Here is a 16,929-nt window from a genome sequence, read left to right as displayed (position 1 = left end):
AGGTTTCCGCCGCTCGCGTCAATCTGCCTGAGCGGTCCGCAGTTCGCAGTCCGCAGTCGGCATCAGGCGCAAAAACTTCAAGGGGATAACTTTCATGACGCGCGTAAGACAAGGCAAACCCTATAACGGCCTCAGAGCTGCTCTACTGATCGGTACAGCCATAACAGGTTCCCATCTTATGGGGGGCATGCAGGCGAACGCTCAGGTCGCACCGGTGGCCATCACTATCGAAGCGGGAGATCTGGCCGCCGGATTGCGTCAATTCGCCCTGACGACGCGCAAGGACCTGATTTTTTCGGGCGATCTGGTGGCGGACAAGCGCACCCCGGGTGTTAGTGGGGCGACGTCTGAGGCGGCGGCCCTTGAGACTATCCTGGCAGGCACCGGCCTGACCTATCGGGCGACGCCATCGGGCGGGTATGCTATTGTTAAAGTGACCCGTGCAGAAACGGACTCCGCGGTCGTAACCCCGGAAGAAGCCCCCGAGTTGATCATCATCACCGGAAGTCGCATTCGTGGCCTGCCCAGTGACGGGCCGGTACAGGCCAAGACCATTACCCGCGATGAGATCGATCAGTCGGGTGCGGGATCCATCATCGATATTCTGCGCGATCTCCCACAGACCGGCGGCGGATCAGGCACCTTCTCCACCTCGACCGCCGGACCCTTGTCGGGCGCCACACCGGTCGGCGCGGCCGGCGTGTCCTTGCGCGGTCTGGGGACCAGTGCCACCTTGACCCTGATCAATAATCGCCGCTCGTCGGTGGCCGCGTTTGCGCGGGGTCAGGAAGGCTTCATCGACGCGAACTCGATCCCTCTGGCGGCTATTGAGCGGGTGGATATTCTGCCAAACGGTGCCTCGGCCCTCTATGGTGCCGATGCCGTGGCCGGTGTTGTCAACTACGTGCTGCGCAAGGATTACAAGGGCGCTGAGTTATCGGTATCCTATGGCGATTCAACCGCGAAAACAGATGAAGGCCGTCTGAATGTGACGGGCGTTATCGGGGGCAAACTGGGTGAGCACAATCTCATGCTGGTCGCCGACATCTATCGTCGCAATGGGCTTTATGACCGCGATCGCAACTATACAAAGGATTCCTTCCGTCCCAGCCAGCAGGGATTTTACCCCAGCTTCAACGACCTCTATCTGATGACCAATGACCAGACGGAGTCCCCGCAGAACGGCGGATGTCCGGCTGACAAGTTTGCGGTTGGCAATCTGGGTGAATATTGTGCGGTCGATACCAATGACTATGCGGCCACCGACGACGAATATAAATCCGAAGGCCTTTTGTTTACCCACAACTATAAGATCAACGACCGCACGACATGGTTTAGCGACGTCTTGTACCAGCAGTATACCAGTCAGGGCACGGCTTCACCGGCGAATTTCTCCCGGACTCCGAGCGATCCGCAAAACCCCAACTATCCCGCCAGTTTCAAAGCCGATCTCGCGGCAGAGGGGGGAGTCAGCAATTTTTCGAGCTTTAATCGCTACCCGATCTACATGTGGGGTAAGCTGTTGGAACCGCGCGCGGTTGAGGTCAGCTCAAAAAGTTACCGCATGGTATCTGGCCTGAAGCATGAGTTCACCAATGGCTGGTCCATGGAAAGTGCCCTGACGGTCGGCGGCAACGAACGCCTCCAGAAGGGGACCTCCGGCCTGTATCGCACTTTGGCATTTTACGACGCCAACCTCGGTAACCTCTGTACAGACGGCAGCAAGGTGGATCGCTGGCGCGTCAATGCCGCCCGTCCCGACGCCAGTTATCGCGGCAGCACCTGTGAAGCCGCGGGCAAGACCACCCTTTGGTACAATCCCTTTGGCGGTCAAAAGAACCAGGACCCGAAGCTGAAGGATACTCTGGAAACCACGGCAGAACGCCGCGGTCTGTCGAGCCTGCTGGCGTTTGATGTCTCAGCCACCGGTGATCTGTTCCAGTGGAACGGTCGCACGGTCAAGGGGGCCTTTGGGGCTGAACTGCGTCACGAAAGGATCAAGGATACGCCGTCAGGCGACGCCGTCGCGACCCTGACCAATCCCGAACCCATCCTGGGCTTTTCTTCGACCTCGGCGCGCGGCGAACGCAATCAATGGGCGGCTTTTGGTGAAATCTACCTCCCGCTCACCGATGCGCTGGATGTCCAACTGGCTGGCAGATACGACAGCTATGACGATTTCGGTTCCGACTTCAATCCGAAGATAGCGGTGCGCTGGTCGCCGTTCACACAACTTGTGACCCGCGCCAACTGGTCGACCTCGTTCCGTGCGCCGTCGCTATCCCAAAGCGGCGCAGGGGTCTTGTTGTCATCTTTCCGCGTGCGTTGCGCCATAACGCCTCAGGCCTGTAACAACAATGCCGCGGCCACCGGACAGGCGCTTTTATCCGAAGATGTCGGCAATCCCGATCTGGAGGCGGAAACCGCGGAATCCCATGGCTTCGGGGCCGTTTATAAGCCGACATCCGGGATTGAGATCGGTGTCGATTACTGGGACATCCGTCATGAAAACCTGGTCGGCATTGATCGTGATGACTTCATCCGCCGCGCCTTGAACGGCGAATTTACCAAGGCAGGCCCGGGTCTTTTGCCAACCGGCACGGCCGGTATCGAGGTTTCGGCGACGGGCTTTGTGACGGATGCCCACTTCCAGATCGGCAATCTGGGCTATCAGCATACGCGTGGGATAGACCTAAGCTATCGCCAGAAGGTCTATACCGACTCCTATGGTGACTTCACTTTCACGATCGACACCAGCTATCTGATGGCGCTCGAGCGTCAGGCCTCGGTCGGCGCCGCACCGGTCGATGAGGCGGGTGAGTACCAATATCCGCAATGGCTCACCAATACAAAACTGCGCTGGCGTAACGGGGCCTGGCGCGCCAGCGTGTCGGCCAACTACACCTCGTCTTATCGTGACGATCCTGACCCGCGTACCCTGACGGCGGTAGGCTTGCCCACGACGGCCGTGGTCGATGTGGAGGCCTGGCTCGTTGTTGATGCCGATCTGAGCTACGATCTGGGTGAAAACTCGACCCTTGGTCTGAATATCCAGAACCTCAGCGATGAAGACGCGCCTCGCGTTCTGGGGTCCGGGGCCAATGTCGATCATATCAACCACGACACCCGCGGTCGCTTCGTGACCGTGCGCTACAAGCGCCGGTTCTGAACCGGATTGCCCCTCTCCCGATCCGCGGGGGAGGGGGGTGATACCCGAGCGCAATCCGATAAAGTGGATGCCACCGCACGGGCGCTCCCGTTTTCGGAAAAATTGCGCGACAAAACAAAAACTTATACCAACCCGCGAAAATCTTGACTCATCGTGGGTTGGCAAGCGCGCCAGAGAACGTACTTCGGGCGCCCGAGCTTTTGCGAGGAGCCATGCGGCGCTTGAGCTGAAAAAAAGCGAAGACCAAGCGTCATTCTTTATGAGGCTTGGTAGTAGAGCGGGGTTTTGATTCCATCAAAACCCCGCTCTGGACAGAACAAGAAAAAAATACTGGGAAACGTTCATGAGCGCTGAATCATCGCCCAAACCGGCATCAAAGGGTCCCGATACCTTACTGATCATGCTGGCGGTCGCCGTAATGGCCTATCTAGCCACGTGGTTTGTCCCAAAAGGCCTGTTCAACCTCCTGCCCGTTTCGGGGCATGGTCATGGGCGGGCGATGATTGATCCTGATAGTTTTCACATTGTGTCCGGCGCGCAAGGGGGCGGTGCGCCCGTCTTCGGAGCGGGAGGCGAGGTCGGCTTTCTTAACCTGTTGTTTGAGGGCCTGGTCTCCGGCGACCGCAACGGCGCCACGGTAGGCCTGATGGCCTTTCTGCTTATTGTCGGCGGGGCCTTTGGCATGGTCATGCATACAGGTAGCATAGAACGGGCTCTGAAGGGCGTGATGAGCCGTTCCAAGGCGACCCATCCGGCCCTGATTGCGGGTATCTTTATTCTGTTTTCCCTGGGGGGCGCCGTATTCGGCATGGGAGAGGAGGCGATCGTTTTTGTGCTAATCCTGTCGCCAACCATGGTGCGGGCCGGCTACGACAGTGTCACCGCCGTTCTGGTAACCTATGTAGCCACACAGGTAGGCTTTGCCACCTCATGGATGAACCCGTTCAGTCTGGTCATTGCTCAAGGCATAGCCGGTGTGCCTCTGTTATCTGGGATGTCCTTTCGCATCGTGATGTGGATCCTGTTCACCGCCCTGGCTGCCGTGTGGGTATGGCGCTATGCCGCGCGCATCAAGGCCGTGCCGCAACGTTCCATCAGCTACGACAGCGATCGCGCCATTCGCGACCGGAACGATCCCGCTATAGCCCTTCAGGAAAAGCTGAAAACGGGGGATGTTATCATCCTGTCCCTGCTGGCGGCAGCGATCGGCTGGATCGCGTGGGGGGTAACGGTCAAGGGCTATTATCTGGCGGAAATCGCCGGGCAGTTTTTCGCGATGGGTCTGGTTGCGGCGATCGTAGCCCTGGCATTTCGACTACCAGGGGTGACCGGTAACGGTCTGGCCCATGCCTTTCGCGATGGCGCAGTCCAGATGGCCCCGGCGGTGATTGTGGTGGCTATCGCCAAAGGGATCGTGTTGATCCTGGGGGGTGACGCTCCGACGAGCCCCAGCGTGCTGAATACCTTTTTGAACAGTCTGGGCAGTGTGTCCGCGATGCTGCCCGACTGGGCTTCGGCGACCGCCATGCTCTTTTTGCAGTCTCTGATCAATCTGTTTGTCGCGTCGGGATCGGGTCAGGCGGCCCTGACGATGCCATTGATGGCACCCCTGGCCGATATGACCGGCGTCACGCGCCAGACAGCCGTTCTGGCCTTTCAACTGGGTGACGGCCTGACCAATATCGTCTGTCCGGCGTCTGCGGCTCTGCTGGGCTCATTGACGGCGGCGCGGATCGAATGGATGCGCTGGATCGGGTTTATCTGGCGACCGACACTTGGCCTGCTTGTCATCGCCACCGGGTTTGTTCTGGCCGCCCATTTTGGAGGGTATTCATGATTCGCGCTTGTGTGATTGCAGCCGTGGTCGGGCTTATGCCGTCCGCGGCTCTGGCCGGGGACCAAGGCGTCCTGGTCATTGCCGGTGGTGCGGTGGAACCCGACAACACCGCAATCTGGGGCAAATTCATTGACGCCTTGCCCCATCCGGAAAGCGATCGGATTGCCGTCATCGTCTCGGCGTCCGGCGAGCCAATCCTGTCCTTTGAGAGTGCGCGCAAGACTCTGGAAAAGCATGGTATTGCCAGGGAACGCGTGATCCTGATCAAGGCCGCCGTCATCGATGATCCGTCCACGTCAGAGGATGAACGCGACTGGCAAAAGGGCGGGTTTGACGCAGATAATCTCAGGATCATCGCCACGGCCGGCGGGGTGTGGTTAACCGGTGGCGATCAGGTGCGCACGGCCAGAATATTCTACACCTCCGAGGGGCAGGCCACACCTCTGCTTGCCGCGCTGCACGAACGTTTGAAGCAAGGCGCGGTTATCGGCGGTTCAAGCGCCGGAGCAGCGATCCAGAGCGGAACCATGATTGCCAGCGGTGACAGTTTCACCGCGTTGACGACACCCGTAGGGAACGCGGCAGATCAGTCCAGCATGAATGACGGGGCACTGGTTCTGGGTAGGGGGGCCAATTTTTTCCCTTTCGGCGTTATTGATCAGCATTTCGACCGTCAGGCCCGCCTGGGCCGCCTGGCGCGGGCGGTTACCTTGACGGACGGACCGAAACACGGGTTTGGTATTGACGAAAATACCGCTCTGATCGTTGATCTGAAAACCGCCCGCGCCACCGTCGCTGGCCCCGGGACGGTGACTTTGCTGGACGCCAGTGGAGCGAAAAAAGGTTCAGGACCTGGATTTCATGTTACAGACCTGGGTCTGGGCCTGATCAGTGCGGGCGACGAGGTCGATCTTAAGACCCTTCAGGTCAGACACGCCGCGTTTAAAACAACAGACGCGCTCAAAAAGCCCTATTACGATCATGTCCACGCATCCGGCGGCGGCATAGCCCTGCCCAATCAAAAGCTGGAAGATATGCTGACGCTCGATTTGGTCGACAACGCCAAGGCCGGGCGTCTTGATCGCTGGACGTTTGGCGATAACGGAACTGCGGTGCGGTATCGGTTCGAGGAAAGGCCCATAACCCAGGCTTTTGGCGGGAAGGATGCTGCGGGAAAATATCGCTATAGTATTTCGGCCTTGGCTTTCAGCATCGTGCAGGCCGCGGTGACTTTTAGAACGCTGGAGCCAGAATGAACAGACCCTGGGCGATAGCCATTCACGGTGGCGCCGGTGTCCATGCCGACCGCGACTATAGCCGCGCGGAAGCGTTTCTATATGATCTCGTCAGGGATGGCGCAGACCGGCTGAAGGCGGGGATGACCGCGCTCGATGTCGTGCAGGCCCTGTGCGAGGCTATGGAAGATTCGGGCCTGTTTGTCGCCGGCCGCGGGTCGGCGCCCAACACGGCCGGCTTCATCGAACTGGATGCCGCCTTGATGGAAGGCCACACCCGCCGCGCCGGATCAGTTTGCGCCCTGAAGGGATTTGAATCCCCCATAGCGGCCGCGCGCGCGGTCATGGAGCGCACGGACCACGTCCTGATGACGGCGCAAGGCGCAGAGCGCCTGGCCCTGGAAGCCGGGCTAAAGACAATCGATGACCCTGAAACCTGGCGCACGCAGCCGGACGGCTTTCTGAAGCGCGATCTGGACACAGGGCACGGGACGGTCGGGGCAGTCGCCCTCGATATACAGGGTCATTTGGCGGCGGCAACGTCCACGGGCGGCGTCTATGGAAAACGGGCCGGACGGGTCGGAGATACCCCTCTGATCGGATGCGGTACCTGGGCGGATGATCAGGTGGCGGTCTCCTGTACGGGCTGGGGTGAAGCCTTCATTCGCACCGCCGCCGCCCATGATTTTGCCGCTCGGATACGCTATGGCAATCAAAGTCTTGAGGCCGCAGGCCAGGGTGTTTTGGACGCGGTGGCGTCGTTGGGCGGCGATGGCGGCCTGATCGCTATTGACCGCTCAGGCCGCATTCACATGCCATTTAATACGGACGGAATGAAACGCGCCGCCTGCGCCCACGACCAGGACGCTATCGTGGGTTCCGTAGGGTAGAGTGCTATTCGATAAAGTGGTTGCTACCACACGGGCGTTCCCGCGTTCGGATAAATTGCGCGATAAAACGAAAACCTGGAGTGCTGATCCGACTCTACCGGATCGAAACGCGCTCTCATCACACTGAGGTCAGTGGGCTTTGTTCAGACGAATCAGCTTTTGCGCCGCCGCCCGTAACAAAGCTTTCGAATAGAGGCGGTGAAATGGGATCAGCAGGTGAAAGCCGATCCCCAGATAGGCTTTGCCGTTCGAATGAACGGCTTTCGGCACGATGGCCGATCCGAACCACATCCGGTTGCCGTCGCACATCAGCCACGACCGGGTCTTGGAGAGGAAATCACACATCAGGATCTGGTCGGCTTCGCGCGCCTCCAGGGTCCAGGCCGCGAAGATTATTCGTTCGCCCGCCGCCAGTTCCGCCGCCTGTTTATCATTCGACGGCTTGTCCACCAGCGTCGCCAGAACCAGCCGTTCCAGCTTGAACAGCCAGGTGGTGTAAAAAGCCTCGACATACTCAGCCAGGGTCACTTCGAACGGCAGATCGAGGCTGTAGCCATCGGTATAGGCCTTGGCCTCGTGATAGGCGTTCAGGAGCGACGTCTCCGGCGGGGAATCGACAACGGTCACACGCATAACGGTCTCTCATTTGATCGCATCTATCGCACAGTCGACGACCTCGCGGGAGCCGACAAAAGGTCGCGTACGTCAAGGCCAGAGTGCAGTCCGATAAAGTGGACGCCACCGCACGGGCATCCCCGTTTTCGGATAAATTGCGCGACAAAACAAAAACTTAGAGCGGGGTTTTGATTCCATCAAAACGCATACCGCTCTAGAGCACCTGATTTATGATAGCTTGTATGCCGGCCCGGCGAACTGAGTAGCCGGGCCGGATTGTGACTGGTGCTCCCCCCGCCTTCGGGTTAGATTTGGTGAAAATCGAAGGGGGCAGAAATGCGGTCACTTACTTCCTGGTGCAGTACCTTGGCTGCGGTCCTGACGCTGCAGGCCAGCTTCGCCCTATCCGCGGTAGCCGGCCCCCTCGAACCCAAGGTTCTGGATTCTGACGATCTCGCCTGGTTCTATAACCGTCCTGGCGCCGGTACCGAACAGGTTGCGGCGGACCAGAATGCCTGCCTGAGCTTTGGTCGGTCAATGTTCGGAACCAACCCCGTCAACGAAGGCATGACCTACGGCCTGACCGGAGCCATAATCGGTGAAATCGCTGCGGCCGGACCCAATATTGCCTATGCCGACGACTGCATGATGGCGCGGGGTTACCGGCGTTTTGACATTACCGGCTCAAACCTGCGTCAGTTTCGCGAGCGTTACGCGCGGCTGGCGCCAGAGGTTCAGGCACACTATGCCGGCGCCGAAGTTCCGCCGGAAGGGACACTCAGGCGCAAATGGGCCAATACCTATTGGCTCTCCGCGCCCGGTGATGCGCCTGCGCCCGCTGAGCCGTTGTCATTCGTGCCGCGTTCGCCTGACATTCCGACCTTTAATCGCTGGGGGCCAACCAAATCGGTCAAGCCTGTCCCGGCCGGCACGGTCCCGCAGCCTGGGCCGGATGAGGCGGTCGTCCTTATGACCGTCTCTTCTCCCACCGGAGCCGGTGCCCACATACTTTTTGATCGCCGCGAAGCCAGCGGAGACGCAGGCATTGTTCAAACCACCCGCGGCAGGAACTGGCCTGGGTTCGAAGCCCGCACCAAAGAGGCCAAGGGTAACGCGGCGATGCAATTTGCCTTTGTTATCCCGGCCGGCATCTACAGCCTGGCCAATGTGCGCACGGGCCGCTACGACTTTACGACCTTCTGCCTCGGCACAGTCGCGTTTGACGTCGCAGCCGGCGATGTCGTCGACCTGGGCCACTTCACCATGGTCCCGGTCGATGCGGCCGTCGATCCGCTGGCGCCGGCACCGAAGGTGCAACTTCGCATCGATCAGCCCTCGGCTGACTCTGAGCGCAACGTCGCCTTGGCCACAGGCGGCCTGGCGGATCGTTTACGACCTGCCGTTTATTTTACGCGCTTTCCCCGGATGTGCACGCTTTTCAGCCGTATCTACGGCTTTGACATGCCGGGCGCGGCCGTTTGGTCCGGAGCCCCCGGGTAGGTACTTGTTCCTGCCCCGTGGCGCCGATCGCCCAAAGACCAGATAATACCAACCCGCGAAAATCTTGACTCATCGTGGGTTGGCAAGCGCGACTGCGCGCCCGAGCTTTTGCGAGGAGCCATGCGGCGCTTGAGCTGAAAAAAAACGAATGCCAAGCGTCATTCTTTATTAGGCTTGGTATAAGAGGATAATAAATGCCGATAAGTCGCCTGTTTTCCGTACTCGCCCTGACGGCGGCCCTGACCGTCATGGCGGGCGCAGGCGCTGCGTCAGAGGGACGCGATCACGTTCTGAGCCAGGCCGTCCAGCATGTCGGCGACATCAAGATCACGCTCACCCGGATCGAATCCAACTCTGAGACCATCACCGTCTATTTCGAGGTCCTGAACGAGGGCGCGGCGACGTCGGAAATCGCCCTCGCCGGCCCGGGTTACAACCGCAACGGCACCTACCTGATGGCCGGCGGTCGAAAGATCGTCGCCCGCCAGATCGCCATCGCGGGGTTCTACAGCAGGAGCTACCTGAAGACCGAATATGCCCCCGGAATCGCCAAAAGCGGCCTTCTGGTGTTCGAAGGCTGGGACGGCGAGGCCGGTGACATCGCCTATTTGCAACTGTTCGTCCGCGGCAAGGGCTATCGCCGCATCCAGTTGGACTACTTCGTGCAGCCTTGAAATCTATAGGGCGATACTGAACTGCGGAAAGACGTCCTGCGCCACCCGCGCCATCAATATCACCACGGCCACGAAGTTGAGGGTGAAAACCATGCCGCGCAGGGGCACGTTACGGGTAAGGGTCTGCACGAAAGTATGGATCAGCCGTCCCACCAGGAACAGCCACGCCGCCCCGACGTCGATAACCCCGATATCCCCGGACGCATACAGGAACGCCGCCGCAAACAGCGCAAACATGGGCAGTTCGAACTGGTTGGACAGGTTGCGGGCGACGCGTTTCGACCGTTCCGGATCGGCGCCGGCATTGACGAAGTCGACAGGCCTTACCTCGCGCTTGAGCACCGCCACCTGGCGCTCGAAGGTCAGCCAGGCGTACAGCACGGTTGCCAGCCCGAAGTGGACCAGAAACGGCAATAGAAACAGCTGTTCCAGCGTCATGATTATCCCCGGTCTGGTTAGGTTGGTGTGGTTGCTGTACTCAGGTTACCGTACTCTGGGCCCGTACCACATCAACGTCCATGCGCCCTCCAGACGCAGCACGCCGTGGCCGTCTTCGGCTTGCAATGACTTTTGCATATGCATAGATTTTCGCCTACGTGACAATCTGGCCGCGAGAGCCAGGATTAATTCAGGAGGGTAGTTTGACGCAACGCCATGACGCCTCACGCCGCGCTGTACTTGCCGCAACCGGAGTCCTGACCGCTATGGCGGCGATTCCCGTTGCCGGCGCTGCAAAACCCGGCACGCCGGACCGCCTGTGGTATCTGCGGCCTGCCGCGACCTGGGACGAAGCCCTGCCGCTGGGCAATGGACGCCTGGGCGCCATGGTATTCGGTAGGGTCGGACAGGAGCGGCTGCAGCTCAATGAGGATACGCTTTGGGCCGGCGCGCCCTATACGCCCGACAATCCCGATGCCATGGCTGCCCTGCCCGAAGTCCGCCGCATGATCGCTGCGGGGCAATACAAGGACGCGACGGACCTGGCCAGCCGTGCGGTGATGGCCAAGCCCCTGTGGCAGATGTCCTATGGCACCCTGGGCGATTTGCTGTTGACCCATGACGGTATGGCCGAAGCAGAATCCTACATGCGCGCGCTCGACCTGGCCACAGCCGTCGCCACGACGCGGTTTCGCACCCCAGCAGGGACCTTCCGGCGCCAGGCCTTCGTCTCGGCACCGGATCAGGTCATCGTCCTGCATCTGGAAGGCCCGGAGGCGGGTCTGGGCTTCGAGCTGGCCTGGCGTGGGCCGCGCTCGGTCCACTACACCGCGCCGGACTATGCCGGCGCCGCAACCGATCTGACGAAGGCGCAGTCAGCGGCCTGGGACCCGACGGAGCCCGCCTGGGCGGACAGGTCCGACGTCACAAAGGCCGCCGATGGCGAGGGTGCCGTCCTGTTCACCGGCCGAAATGAAGCTGGCCCGGGCATTCCTGCCGGCCTGACCTATGCCATGCGCATTGCCGTGGTCAGCGATGGCGTGGTCAGCAACGAAAGCGGCCACCTGACGGTAACGGGTGCCGGTCGGGCCACCCTCTTGATCGCCGCGGCGACCAGCTTCGTCAGCTACGACGACGTCAGTGGCGATCCGATTGCGCGCGTTCGCCGGCAAACCGAGGCCGCGCGGGCCAAGGCTTTCAAAACGCTGAAGCGCGATCATATTCGCGACCACCAGGCGCTGTACGGAACCATGTCACTGGAGCTGGGCCGCACAGCCGCCGCCGACAAGCCCACCGATATCCGCATCGCCGCCGGCGAGACCTCCGACGATCCGGCCCTGGCGGCGTTGTATTTCGCCTATGCCCGCTACCTGTTGATTTCGTCATCGCGACCGGGCACCCAGCCCGCCAATCTGCAGGGCATCTGGAACGAAGGCGTCAATCCGCCCTGGGGCAGCAAATACACCATCAATATCAATACCGAGATGAACTACTGGCCGGCGGGTCCGGCGGGTTTAAGCGCCTGCGTCGAACCGTTGCTGCGCATGGCCGAGGACCTGTCGGTCACCGGAGCGAAAACGGCAAAGACCATGTATGGCGCCCGCGGCTGGGTGACCCACCACAATACCGACCTGTGGCGAGCGGCGGCACCGATCGACGGCCCGATGTGGGGCCTGTGGCCGTGCGGCGGGGCGTGGTTGTGCAACACCCTGTGGGACCATTACGACTATGGCCGCGACGCAGCCGTGCTTCAGCGGCTCTATCCGCTGATGAAGGGCGCATCCACCTTCTTCCTCGATACCCTGGTAGAGGATCCCATGGGACGGGGCCTGATCACCTCGCCCTCTATGTCGCCTGAAAACCAGCATCCCTTTGGCAGTTCGGTCTGTGCCGGGCCGGCGATGGACCGCCAGATTGTCCGCGACCTGTTCGGCCATACGGTGACGGCAGGCCGGGCGCTTGGCCTTGATGCCGAATGGCTGACGCAGGTAGAGTCGGCGCGCGCACGGCTGGCGCCCGACCGGATCGGCACGAGCGGCCAGTTCCAGGAATGGCTGGAGGATTGGGATGGCGCGGCGCCCGAACCGCACCACCGCCATGTCTCGCATCTTTACGCCGTCTATCCATCCGATCAGGTCAATGTCAGGGATACGCCGGACCTGGCCGAGGCGGCGAAGGTGACCCTGCGCCAGCGCGGCGACCTGGCGACGGGCTGGGGCACGGCCTGGCGGTTCTGCCTGTGGGCGCGCCTGGCTGAGGGCGACCATGCCCACGGTGTTCTAAAGGCGCTGCTGGGTCCCAAACGCACCTATCCCAACATGTTCGATGCCCATCCGCCCTTCCAGATCGATGGCAATTTCGGTGGTGCCGCCGGGATCCTCGAAATGCTGATTCAGTCCTGGGGCGGAGAGGTGCACCTGTTGCCGGCGCTGCCGAAGGCCTGGCCTGCGGGCCGGGTGGCGGGACTGCGCGTTCGCGGAGCCCTCTCGGTCGACATGGCCTGGCGTGACGGCCGCGTCACAGCCCTGACTCTGAAAGGCCCGCCAAATGCAATCGTGCCCTTGCGCCAAAACGCGGTGGTCACGCAAGTGCGCCTGGATAAGGCGGGACATTATCGTCGGTAGTCCGGTTCAGCGGATACTGACGACCACAATTTCCACGCCGTCCAGCCTGACCTCGTCAGCCTCCGCCTTGCCCGTCAATGCCCGGGCCAGCGGCGAGACATAGGAAATGCTCCCCTGCTTCGGATCGGCCTCGTCCTCGCCGACGATACGGAAGGTCTGCGTGCGGCCATCATCGCGCTCGAACGTCACCGTCGTGCCGAAGACGACGGCCTGAGGCGCCGTCACCGGCTCGATCGGCTGGGCCGAGCTCAGGCGCGCTGTGTAGTACCGCAGGTCACGTGTCGCCCGCGCCATGGCAGTGCGATCGTCGCTGACCTCGCCGGAAGACTGGGCGGCGGAATAGGCGGCCTTGGCCGCGGCAAACGCCGCCTGAAGCTGCGCCAACCCTTGTGGCGTGACCAGGTTCGGATGCGGGGAAATCGGACGGTCGGGCAGGTTGGCGGCCGCGGCCTCGTGGTCTTCGTCTTTGGTAAAGGCAACACTCATTCGCCATGCTATAGCAGACACCACCCGGCACAGCAATTTCAGGACCCTTATGGCTATAACTGTCTACATCGACGCCGACGCTTGCCCGGTGAAGGACGAGACCTACAAGGTCGCCGCGCGCTACGCCTTGCCGGTCTTCGTGGTGTCGAACAGCTTTATCCAGATTCCCAAATCGCCGCAGATCACCCGCATGATTGTTGATGCCGGGCCGGACATCGCCGACGACTGGATCGCCGGGCAAGTCGTCGCCGGCGACGTCGTGGTGACCAACGACATTCCCCTGGCCGGCCGGGTGCTGGAAAAGAACGGCCACGCTCTGGCACCCAACGGCCGCGCCTTCACCCAGGACTCGATCGGCGCAGCCCTGGCCCAGCGCGCGCTGATGGAACATATTCGCTCTACGGGTGAGATCACCGGCGGGCCGCCGCCGTTCTCCAATACCGACCGCTCAAAATTCCTTCAGACCCTGGATCAGATCATCGTACGTCAGACAAGGCTGTCCGGTGCCTAAGACGTCGGAGCCTGTGCCGTTGCGGCCTTAAGTTGCCGATTGTAGCGCCTGCGGTAGCTGGCGACGCCAGCGGCCAGGCAGAAAATCAGCGCCCATCCACCCCAGAAGCCGTTGGCCGTTGCGTAGCTGTAAATCCCGAAATCGGTGAAGTGGTGCGCGAAATGCGAAAAGACCGCATTCAGCTGGCAGGCGGCGGCAAAGAAAACCCAGATTCGCCGCGACCATAGGGCCAGCACAACAAACGCCAGGAGGGCCGCACAATCGATTCCGACGATGATCGCATTCGGCCCCATGCCGGGTTGCTTGGCGATCATGGTGAGTATCCAGCCCACCGCCAGAATGCTAGCGCCCCAGCGTTCGAACGTCCCGCCGCGCCAGAAGGCCCACAGACAGCAAACCGCGGCGGCAATATTGCCGCCGACGGTCCACACAATCCAGAGCCCGTACATCAACACCTTAGGCCGCGTCTCCCTTGATCACCTCGAACTGGCCGGTCCCGCCCGGAGTTGGCTTGCCGTTGTCTGAACCAATCATGACGGTGCGGGCGCCGATCTGCGTTTTGATGTCGTCCAGAGTTCTGTGCAAATCCACGACATCGCCTCGCGCCTGCGAAAGACGCTGATACAAAGTCGCCAGGCCGTCAATAGCCTCCTGGCCGACCACAGCCGACATTTTGGTGGTTCTGCGGGATTCCAACAGCATTTGGGACAGTTTGGAAACCTCAACCAGGGCCTGGTCGACGGCGTCTTCGGCAACAAACAATTGCTGGGCATTGGCCCGCACCATTTCGGCTTTATGCATCATAGTCCCTTTCCGGCGGTGCCGGCTCGAGCACCATCCGACAAAGTGTGCAGCACTTTTCGGAAAAATTGCGCGACAGAACAATAAACTGCCGCGTCGGCGACAGTCAGCCGGTTTGGCCAGTAAGGTTTTGAATCGCCTGCATGGTCGTCGCGCCGCCGGCGATCAGCACCACAAACGCCAGAGCCAGAAGTATGGCCAGGACAATGATGGAACCGATGCCTTGCGTAACGTTGAGGCTCATCAAACGTCGAGAGAGTGCACCCCCCCATCCGTCAGCCAGGCTGTCATTGCCACCAGATGAATGATGGCCTTCTCCGGGCCGGCGGTGCGGTAAAGCACCTGGACGGTCTGAATGCTGTCCTCGATCTGGGATTGCTTCTCCGGGGCTGAAAGCACCCGCAGCGCCATCTCCAGTTCGGACCAGCTGATCAGCATGTAATTGGCGTTCGGATCGAAGGGCTTGCTCATGCCCCAAAGATGACGCAACGCTGTCCTGGTCCGCCATTGCCTCCGTGGGGGATTGCCGCATTGAGGTACCCCCCGGCTTTAGTCCCTTGGCCTTGTCGCGCTCGGCCAGCCACCGCGCCGCCTGCTTGTCGGTGCTGACACCGATCCGTTTGCGGGCGGCATCGATATGGGCCTTGACCGTGTGTGGGCTGATCTTCAGCGCGTTGGCGATTTCCTTGCGCTCGAAATGCTGGGCCACCATACGAAGGATTTCCTTCTGGCGAGCCGACAATCCGTCGGCGGCGGTATCATCGTTGTCGCCATCCTTTTCCGGCACCGGCGGTTGCTGGGTATCCGTCGGGTGCACCGACGATGCGTCGACCTTGGTATCGTCATCGATGTCCGGCATGCCACTTCCCCGTTACGCCCTCAGCGAACCAGAAAGGTTAACGGCAAAAAACACTTTTGGCTAGGGCGCTTCCGTAAGGGAAGATTTCCTCCGAAAGGTATGTTGTGACGGGTGAGGGGGTACTTGGGTCAGGGATACCGGTACGCCCACAAAACGACGTCTCCTCCCTATGTCTTCAATCGGGAGGTGGTGAGCAAGTGCCCCCCCTGCGGCGAGACGCTCTGCCTGGCTGCGAAGCTCAAGACCGAGCGACATCAAGCGGACCTCTGCGCCTCGACGTGCGGCGCCCTGCAAAAACTGCGGCGGAAAATCGGAAATTTGTCGTTTCTATAGATGGACCATATCTTCACTAAATGATACACAACCTAAAATCCTTTAAAAATCACTGAGCCGTCAGATCATTGTATTTTGGGCAGAGTCGGGGACCATGTACGACAGAGTTCTCTATGCAACGCATCCGGGTTCGGTATCTGGGGCGACCCAGTGTGACCTGCGTGATCGTTACCTGATAACGGATTTTTTCCGTTGCGATGCCGTGACACTCACCTATGTCCATCAGGAACGACTGGTCGTTGGCGGCGCCATGCCGGTATCGCAACCCGTCCGCCTGCCGCGCCACGATGATCCGCCGTCGATGAAGGGCCAGCCTTTTCTGGCCCATCGCGAAATGGCTGCTGTCAATATCAGTACGGCCATCGGCCGCGTTACCGTCGATGGAACCCCCTACGATCTGGCCCCTAACGACGCCCTCTATATCGGTTCCGGTGCCTGCGACGTCGAATTCGCCTCGCCCGATCTGGCCACCCCTGCCCGCTTCTACCTGGCCTCGACCCCGGCCCACCGCGCAATTCCGACCCAACACATAGCCATCCGCGCCGCAAATCCGCTGCGCCGTGGTTCGCCCGAAACCGCTAATGCCCGCACCATCCACCAACTGGTCGTGCCCGGCGTCTGCGAATCGGCCCAGCTTCTGGTCGGCTTGACCATCCTCGACCCTGGCAGTGTATGGAACACCATGCCGCCGCACCTCCACGACCGCCGTTCCGAAGTCTATTTCTACTTCGACGTTGAACCCCAGTCGCGCGTCTTCCACTTCATGGGTCGTCCCGAACAGATGCGCCATATCGTGGTCGGCAACGAACAGGCGGTGGTCTGTCCGCCGTGGTCGGTGCACACCGGTGTCGGGACCTCGCGCTACGCCTTTATCTGGGCCATGGGCGGCGAAAATCTCGACTATAACGACATGAACAATCTCGATATCTGTCAGCTGACATAATCACAAAACACAGG

Annotated in this window: 15 protein-coding genes; 9 read left to right on the top strand and 6 right to left on the bottom strand. The window is 60.8% G+C overall.

Features of this window, described 5'->3' with window-relative positions:
* Nucleotides 1-94: 94 nt before the first annotated feature.
* From ABAC402_RS34985 to ABAC402_RS34970, 4 genes are all read left to right on the top strand, one after another.
* On the top strand, nucleotides 95-3,169 hold the full coding sequence (locus ABAC402_RS34985) for a TonB-dependent receptor (RefSeq protein WP_235079987.1): 3,075 nt from the start codon (nucleotides 95-97) through the stop codon (nucleotides 3,167-3,169).
* A gap of 343 nt (nucleotides 3,170-3,512) precedes the next feature.
* On the top strand, nucleotides 3,513-5,006 hold the full coding sequence (gene yfcC, locus ABAC402_RS34980) for a putative basic amino acid antiporter YfcC (RefSeq protein WP_023450525.1): 1,494 nt from the start codon (nucleotides 3,513-3,515) through the stop codon (nucleotides 5,004-5,006).
* Entirely contained in the window at nucleotides 5,003-6,262 is a 1,260-nt protein-coding gene (locus ABAC402_RS34975) for a cyanophycinase (protein ID WP_023450524.1), read from the top strand. Before yfcC ends, ABAC402_RS34975 begins: the two co-directional genes overlap by 4 nt.
* Complete coding sequence (locus ABAC402_RS34970; protein ID WP_023450523.1) at nucleotides 6,259-7,131, top strand: isoaspartyl peptidase/L-asparaginase family protein; 873 nt, start codon at nucleotides 6,259-6,261, stop codon at nucleotides 7,129-7,131. Before ABAC402_RS34975 ends, ABAC402_RS34970 begins: the two co-directional genes overlap by 4 nt.
* A 129-nt stretch (nucleotides 7,132-7,260) precedes the next feature.
* On the opposite strand, the gene ABAC402_RS34965 is transcribed toward ABAC402_RS34970, so the two are convergent.
* Nucleotides 7,261-7,764, bottom strand: a complete 504-nt coding sequence (locus tag ABAC402_RS34965) for a hypothetical protein (protein ID WP_023450522.1) — start codon at nucleotides 7,762-7,764, stop codon at nucleotides 7,261-7,263.
* Nucleotides 7,765-8,082: 318 nt separating this feature from the next.
* Here ABAC402_RS34965 and ABAC402_RS34960 point away from each other — a divergent pair, with 318 nt between their 5' ends.
* Complete coding sequence (locus ABAC402_RS34960) at nucleotides 8,083-9,246, top strand: hypothetical protein (RefSeq protein ID WP_023450521.1); 1,164 nt, start codon at nucleotides 8,083-8,085, stop codon at nucleotides 9,244-9,246.
* Nucleotides 9,247-9,440: 194 nt separating this feature from the next.
* Complete coding sequence (locus tag ABAC402_RS34955; RefSeq protein WP_023450520.1) at nucleotides 9,441-9,920, top strand: hypothetical protein; 480 nt, start codon at nucleotides 9,441-9,443, stop codon at nucleotides 9,918-9,920.
* A 3-nt stretch (nucleotides 9,921-9,923) separates the two neighbouring features.
* On the opposite strand, the gene ABAC402_RS34950 is transcribed toward ABAC402_RS34955, so the two are convergent.
* Complete coding sequence (locus tag ABAC402_RS34950) at nucleotides 9,924-10,358, bottom strand: MAPEG family protein (protein WP_023450519.1); 435 nt, start codon at nucleotides 10,356-10,358, stop codon at nucleotides 9,924-9,926.
* Nucleotides 10,359-10,561: 203 nt separating this feature from the next.
* Between ABAC402_RS34950 and ABAC402_RS34945 the strand changes: the two genes are divergently transcribed.
* Nucleotides 10,562-12,982: a glycoside hydrolase N-terminal domain-containing protein gene (locus ABAC402_RS34945; protein WP_031235842.1), complete on the top strand. Its 2,421-nt coding sequence runs from the start codon at nucleotides 10,562-10,564 to the stop codon at nucleotides 12,980-12,982.
* 6 nt (nucleotides 12,983-12,988) lie between these two features.
* Here ABAC402_RS34945 and greA read toward each other — a convergent pair whose 3' ends face one another.
* A complete protein-coding gene (greA, locus tag ABAC402_RS34940; RefSeq protein ID WP_023450517.1) occupies nucleotides 12,989-13,468 on the bottom strand; it encodes a transcription elongation factor GreA in 480 nt (159 codons plus the stop codon).
* Between the two features lie 49 nt (nucleotides 13,469-13,517).
* Between greA and ABAC402_RS34935 the strand changes: the two genes are divergently transcribed.
* The gene (locus tag ABAC402_RS34935) at nucleotides 13,518-13,979 is read left to right on the top strand and encodes a YaiI/YqxD family protein (protein WP_023450516.1); all 462 of its coding nucleotides are present in this window, start codon (nucleotides 13,518-13,520) and stop codon (nucleotides 13,977-13,979) included.
* Here ABAC402_RS34935 and ABAC402_RS34930 read toward each other — a convergent pair.
* The 3 genes from ABAC402_RS34930 to ABAC402_RS34920 form a co-directional block, all read right to left on the bottom strand.
* Nucleotides 13,976-14,434, bottom strand: coding sequence for a hypothetical protein (locus ABAC402_RS34930; RefSeq protein WP_155847437.1), 459 nt, complete (start codon nucleotides 14,432-14,434; stop codon nucleotides 13,976-13,978). The genes ABAC402_RS34935 and ABAC402_RS34930 overlap by 4 nt on opposite strands.
* Before the next feature lies 1 nt (nucleotide 14,435).
* Complete coding sequence (locus ABAC402_RS34925; RefSeq protein WP_023450514.1) at nucleotides 14,436-14,783, bottom strand: hypothetical protein; 348 nt, start codon at nucleotides 14,781-14,783, stop codon at nucleotides 14,436-14,438.
* A 103-nt stretch (nucleotides 14,784-14,886) separates the two neighbouring features.
* Nucleotides 14,887-15,639, bottom strand: a complete 753-nt coding sequence (locus tag ABAC402_RS34920) for a response regulator transcription factor (RefSeq protein ID WP_023450513.1) — start codon at nucleotides 15,637-15,639, stop codon at nucleotides 14,887-14,889.
* Nucleotides 15,640-16,066: 427 nt separating this feature from the next.
* On the opposite strand from ABAC402_RS34920, the gene kduI reads away from it, so the two are divergent.
* Nucleotides 16,067-16,915: a 5-dehydro-4-deoxy-D-glucuronate isomerase gene (gene kduI / locus ABAC402_RS34915; RefSeq protein ID WP_023450512.1), complete on the top strand. Its 849-nt coding sequence runs from the start codon at nucleotides 16,067-16,069 to the stop codon at nucleotides 16,913-16,915.
* Nucleotides 16,916-16,929 lie beyond the last annotated feature (14 nt).

It is taken from the genome of Asticcacaulis sp. AC402 (assembly GCF_000495835.1).
GTDB lineage: Bacteria > Pseudomonadota > Alphaproteobacteria > Caulobacterales > Caulobacteraceae > Asticcacaulis.
The sequence above is the reverse complement of the archived record's forward strand: the minus strand, read 5'-3'. Positions and strand labels throughout refer to the sequence as shown.